Source organism: Streptomyces sp. NPDC096105, from assembly GCF_044763335.1.
In the GTDB taxonomy this organism is placed as follows: domain Bacteria; phylum Actinomycetota; class Actinomycetes; order Streptomycetales; family Streptomycetaceae; genus Streptomyces.
Window position 1 is genome coordinate 465,380 of the sequence record NZ_JBIWGC010000004.1, and the last position, 4,896, is coordinate 470,275.

Sequence of the window (4,896 nt, forward strand, 5' to 3'; positions counted from 1 at the left end):
GTGCCCAGTGTCTGCCGTTACGGCGAGGCGGCCCGCGCGGTGATCGGGGGGTCGCGACGGGCGCCGGGCGGCCGGGGGGGGGGGGTCGGGGGCGGATCGCCCCGGACCCGCCGCACGCCCCTCACCGGCGGTACCCTGACCAGCACATCCACCAGCGAAGGGACCCTCATGCCTCTCGAAGCCGGCCTCCTGGAGATCCTGGCCTGCCCGGCCTGCCACTCCCCCCTCGAGGAGCGGAACACCGAGCTGGTCTGCACCGGCCAGGACTGCGGACTCGCCTACCCGGTCCGCGACGGCATCCCCGTCCTCCTCGTCGACGAGGCCCGCCGCCCGCGATAACCGCAGCCGCGCGCCCGGAGCCCCCGCGTACCGCCGACGCCCCGCCGATCGGAGCCTGCCGCCCATGCTCGACGAATCGCTGCTCGACTCACCGGAGGGCCTCGCCGAGGCCGACCACCGCGCCCTGCTCCGCGGCGCCGCCGAGGCCGGAGCCCGCGTGCGCACCGCGGTACGGCACGCCGCCGAGGCGGGGGTGGGCGACCTGAAGCCCGACGGCCGCCCCCGTGCCGTGCTCATCGCCGGACCCGGCGCCGCCGCCACCCAGACCGCCGACCTGCTCGGCACCCTGGCCGGCGCCGGCAGCCCGGTCACCCGCCTCGCCCCCACCGGCGTCGCACCCGCCGCGGGCGCCCTGCGCTGGGAACTGCCCGGCTGGGCCGGCTCCGTGGACCTGCTGCTGATCGCCACCCCGGACGGCACCGAGCCGGGCCTGTCCCTGCTCTGCGAGCAGGCGTACCGCCGCGGCCTCACCGTCGTCGCCGTCGCCCCCGCCGGCACCCCGCTCGCCGAGTCCGTCGCCGGCAGCCACGGCCTGTTCGTCCCCATGGCCGTCGCGCCCTACGACCACGACGAACCCCTCGCCGCCTCCGCGCCCGGAGTGCTGTGGGCGCTGCTCACCCCGCTGCTCGCCCTGCTGGACCGCACCGGCCTGCTCACCGCGCCGCCGGACACCCTGCAGAAGGTCGCCGACCGCCTCGACGCCGTCGCCGAACGCTGCGGACCCGCCGTCGCCACCTACAGCAACGCGGCCAAGACCCTCGCCGCCGAACTCGCCGACGCGCTGCCCGTCGTGTGGACCGAGGGCGTCTCGGCCGGACCGGCCGGCCGGCGGTTCGCCGCCGCGCTCGCCGAGCTGTCCGGCACCCCTGCCGTCGTCGCCGAACTGCCCGAGGCCCTCGCCGCGCACAGCGCCCTGCTCGCCGGCCCGCTCGCCGCCGGCGCCGACCCGGACGACTTCTTCCGCGACCGCGTGGAGGAGCCGCCCGCCCTGCGCGCGCGCGTGGTGCTGCTCCGCGACCGGCCCCTCGGCGGCCTCACCGCCGCCCCCGCCGCCCGCGAACTGGCCCTCACCCACGACACGCCGATCAGCGAGCTGGAACCGGAGGAGGGCGGCGAACTGGAGACCCTCGCGGAACTGATCGCCGTCACCGATTTCGCCGCCGTTTACCTGGCGCTCGCCTCGGCACCCCGATGATGCCCGAGGCCCCCTGACCCCCGCGCGGGCGCCCGGCCCCGCGCGCCCGCACGAGAACCGGCAGAAGGAACGCGAAGAGCCCCATGGACCGCCTCGACAACACCGTCCGCCCCTACGCCTGGGGCTCCACCACCGCCATCCCGCGGCTGCTCGGCACCGAACCGACCGGCGAACCCCAGGCGGAGATGTGGATGGGAGCACACCCCGGCGCGCCCTCGCGCACCGGCCGGGGCACCCTCGCCGAGGTCATCGGCGCCGACCCGGAGCGCGAGCTCGGCGCCGCCGCGGTCGCCAGGTTCGGCCCCCGCCTGCCGTTCCTGCTCAAACTCCTCGCCGCGGGCTCGCCGCTGTCCCTCCAGGTCCACCCCGACCTGGCCCAGGCGCAGGCGGGCTACGAGGACGAGGAGCGCCGCGGCGTCCCCATCACCGCCCCGCACCGCACCTACAAGGACGCCAACCACAAACCCGAACTGATCTGCGCCCTCACCGAGTTCGACGGCCTGTGCGGCTTCCGCCACCCGCTGCGCGCCGCCGAACTCCTCGCCGGCCTCGGCGTGGACTCCCTCAAGCCGTACGCCGACCTGCTGCACGCCCGCCCCGAGGAGGCGGCGCTGCGCGAGGTGCTCACCGCCGTCCTCACCGCCGACCCCGGCGAGATGGCCCGCACCGTCGCGGAGACGGCCGCCGCGTGCGACCGCCTCGGCGGCCCCTACGCGCCCTACGCCGGCATCGCCCACCACTACCCGGGCGACCCCGGCGTCATCGCCGCGATGCTCCTCAACCACGTCCGGCTCCAGCCCGGCGAGGCGCTGTACCTCGGCGCCGGCGTCCCGCACGCCTACCTCGACGGCCTCGGCGTCGAGATCATGGCCAACTCCGACAACGTCCTGCGCTGCGGCCTCACCCCCAAGCACGTCGACGTCCCCGAACTGCTGCGCATCGTCCGCTTCGAGGCCGCCGACCCCGCCGTGCTCCGCCCCGAGGCCGGCCCGGACGGCGAGGAGGTCTACGAGACCCCCACCGACGAGTTCCGGCTCTCCCGCTACGTCCTCGCCGAGGGCGCCCCCGCCCGTGACCTCACCCGGGGCGCCCCGCAGATCCTGCTCTGCACCGCCGGCGCCGTCCGGGCCGGCGAGCACGACCTGACGCCCGGACACTCCGTCTTCGTCCCCGCGGGTGAGAAGGCCGAGGTCTCGGGTACCGGAACCGTCTTCCGGGCCACCGTCGTCCTCTGAGCGATCCGTGACGAGGATCTGACGCGCCGTCGCCGGCCGGGGCTGCAACAATGGCCCACCGTCACAGCACGGACCACGTCCGGCGGCGTGCGCACACGCCCGCCCAGGATCCACACGGCGTACGAAGGGACAACCCGAAACACATGAGCGCTTCAGGGGGCACCAAGGCGATCGTCGCGGCACTCGTCGCCAACCTCGCGATCGCGGTAGCGAAGTTCGTGGCGTTCGTCTTCAGCGGCTCCTCATCGATGCTCGCCGAGTCCGTGCACTCGCTCGCCGACTCCGGCAACCAGGCACTGCTGCTGGTCGGCGGCAAGAGGGCGCAGCGCCGTGCGACGCCGGAACACCCCTTCGGCTACGGCCGCGAGCGGTACATCTACGCCTTCCTCGTCTCCATCGTGCTCTTCTCGGTCGGCGGCATGTTCGCCCTCTACGAGGGCTACGAGAAGATCAAGCACCCGCACGAGCTGGAGCACTGGTACTGGCCGGTCGGCGTACTGGTCTTCGCGATCATCGCCGAGAGCTTCTCCTTCCGCACGGCCATCCAGGAGTCCAACGCCCTGCGCGGGAAACGCTCCTGGAAGGAGTTCGTCCGCCACTCCAAGGCGCCCGAGCTGCCGGTCGTCCTGCTGGAGGACCTCGGCGCGCTCGTCGGTCTGATCCTGGCCCTCGGCGGCGTCAGCCTGGCGCTCGCCACCGGCGACAGCGTCTGGGACGGCATCGGCACCCTCTGCATCGGCGTCCTGCTCATCCTGATCGCCCTGGTGCTCGCCGTCGAGACCAAGTCGCTGCTGCTGGGCGAGGCCGCGGGCTCCGAGGAGACCCGCAAGATCGAGGCCGCCGTCGTCGACGGCGACACCGTCACCCGCATCATCCACATGCGCACCCTCCACCTCGGCCCGGAGGAGCTGCTGGTCGCCGCGAAGATCGCCGTCCGGCACGACGACACCGCCGCGGAGATCGCCGTCGCCATCGACGCCGCCGAGGTCCGCATCCGCGAGGCCGTCCCGATCGCCCGGGTGATCTACCTCGAGCCCGACATCTTCAGCGAGGCCGCGGCCGCCAAGGGGCCCGACATCGAAGCCACGCCCGGTGGCCCCGCCCAGCCGGACGCCGGGCACTGACCCCCGATCCCGCCGTCAGGCCGTTCCGGGACCGCACCGCGGCACCGGAACGGCTTGATGTGTTCGCGGCTGGACTGGGGACCGCCCGGCCGGTCGGTGTAGCTTGGGACGGAGCCAGACGTCGCTGCTGATGGCGGTCGGGCGGTCCCCCGCGGACCGGCCGAGGGAGAGAGGGCCTCCGACGGACTGCGCTGCGCGTACGCGGGCATGCCTGTGCCCTCCTCGGGCACCCCTGTGTCCGCCGCCGCGCAGACCAGCCGTACCCACCTCGCCCCAACCCCGAGGAGCAGCTCGCAATGACGACTGTCGACAACCGACAGGACTTCAAGGTCGCCGACCTCTCCCTGGCCGAGTTCGGCCGCAAGGAGATCACCCTCGCCGAGCACGAGATGCCCGGCCTGATGGCGATCCGCAAGGAGTACGCCGACGCCCAGCCCCTGGCCGGCGCCCGGATCACCGGCTCCCTGCACATGACCGTGCAGACCGCCGTCCTCATCGAGACCCTCGTCGCGCTCGGCGCGCGGGTCCGCTGGGCGTCCTGCAACATCTTCTCCACCCAGGACCACGCCGCGGCCGCCATCGCCGTCGGCCCTGACGGCACGCCCGACAACCCGCGGGGCGTCCCCGTCTTCGCCTGGAAGGGCGAGACGCTGCAGGAGTACTGGTGGTGCACGGAGCAGGCGCTGACCTGGCCGGACAGCCCCACCGGCGGCCCGAACATGATCCTGGACGACGGCGGCGACGCCACGCTCCTCGTCCACAAGGGCGTGGAGTACGAGAAGGACGGCAAGGCGCCCTCCCCGGACACCGCCGAGTCCGACGAGCACCGGGTCATCCTGGAACTGCTCAACCGCACCCTCGCCGAGAACCCGCAGAAGTGGACCCAGCTGTCCTCCGAGATCCGCGGTGTGACCGAGGAGACCACGACGGGCGTCCACCGCCTGTACGAGATGCAGCGTGACGGCACGCTGCTCTTCCCGGCGATCAACGTCAACGACGCCGT

The 4,896-nt window shown here is 74.0% G+C and carries 5 protein-coding genes; all 5 read left to right on the plus strand.

Annotated elements, in window-relative coordinates:
- Positions 1 to 168 precede the first annotated feature (168 nt).
- A complete protein-coding gene (locus tag ACIQ8B_RS09970; RefSeq protein ID WP_403546383.1) occupies positions 169 to 339 on the plus strand; it encodes a Trm112 family protein in 171 nt (56 codons plus the stop codon).
- A 64-nt stretch (positions 340 to 403) separates the two neighbouring features.
- Positions 404 to 1,534: an SIS domain-containing protein gene (locus tag ACIQ8B_RS09975; protein ID WP_403546384.1), complete on the plus strand. Its 1,131-nt coding sequence runs from the start codon at positions 404 to 406 to the stop codon at positions 1,532 to 1,534.
- A gap of 83 nt (positions 1,535 to 1,617) precedes the next feature.
- Positions 1,618 to 2,769 carry a mannose-6-phosphate isomerase, class I gene (manA, locus tag ACIQ8B_RS09980; RefSeq protein ID WP_403546385.1) on the plus strand — a complete coding sequence of 384 codons (1,152 nt, stop codon included), beginning with the start codon at positions 1,618 to 1,620 and terminating at the stop codon, positions 2,767 to 2,769.
- 143 nt (positions 2,770 to 2,912) lie between these two features.
- On the plus strand, positions 2,913 to 3,893 hold the full coding sequence (locus ACIQ8B_RS09985; protein ID WP_403546386.1) for a cation diffusion facilitator family transporter: 981 nt from the start codon (positions 2,913 to 2,915) through the stop codon (positions 3,891 to 3,893).
- Between the two features lie 296 nt (positions 3,894 to 4,189).
- Positions 4,190 to 4,896: adenosylhomocysteinase (locus ACIQ8B_RS09990; RefSeq protein WP_403546387.1), on the plus strand; the 707-nt coding region annotated here is incomplete at its 3' end.

Coding starts and splice junctions, on each gene's coding strand:
- ACIQ8B_RS09970 (WP_403546383.1), top strand. CDS start 169: ATGCCTCTCGAAGCCGGCCTCCTGGAGATCCTGGCCTGCCCGGCCTGC.
- ACIQ8B_RS09975 (WP_403546384.1), top strand. CDS start 404: ATGCTCGACGAATCGCTGCTCGACTCACCGGAGGGCCTCGCCGAGGCC.
- manA (WP_403546385.1), top strand. CDS start 1,618: ATGGACCGCCTCGACAACACCGTCCGCCCCTACGCCTGGGGCTCCACC.
- ACIQ8B_RS09985 (WP_403546386.1), top strand. CDS start 2,913: ATGAGCGCTTCAGGGGGCACCAAGGCGATCGTCGCGGCACTCGTCGCC.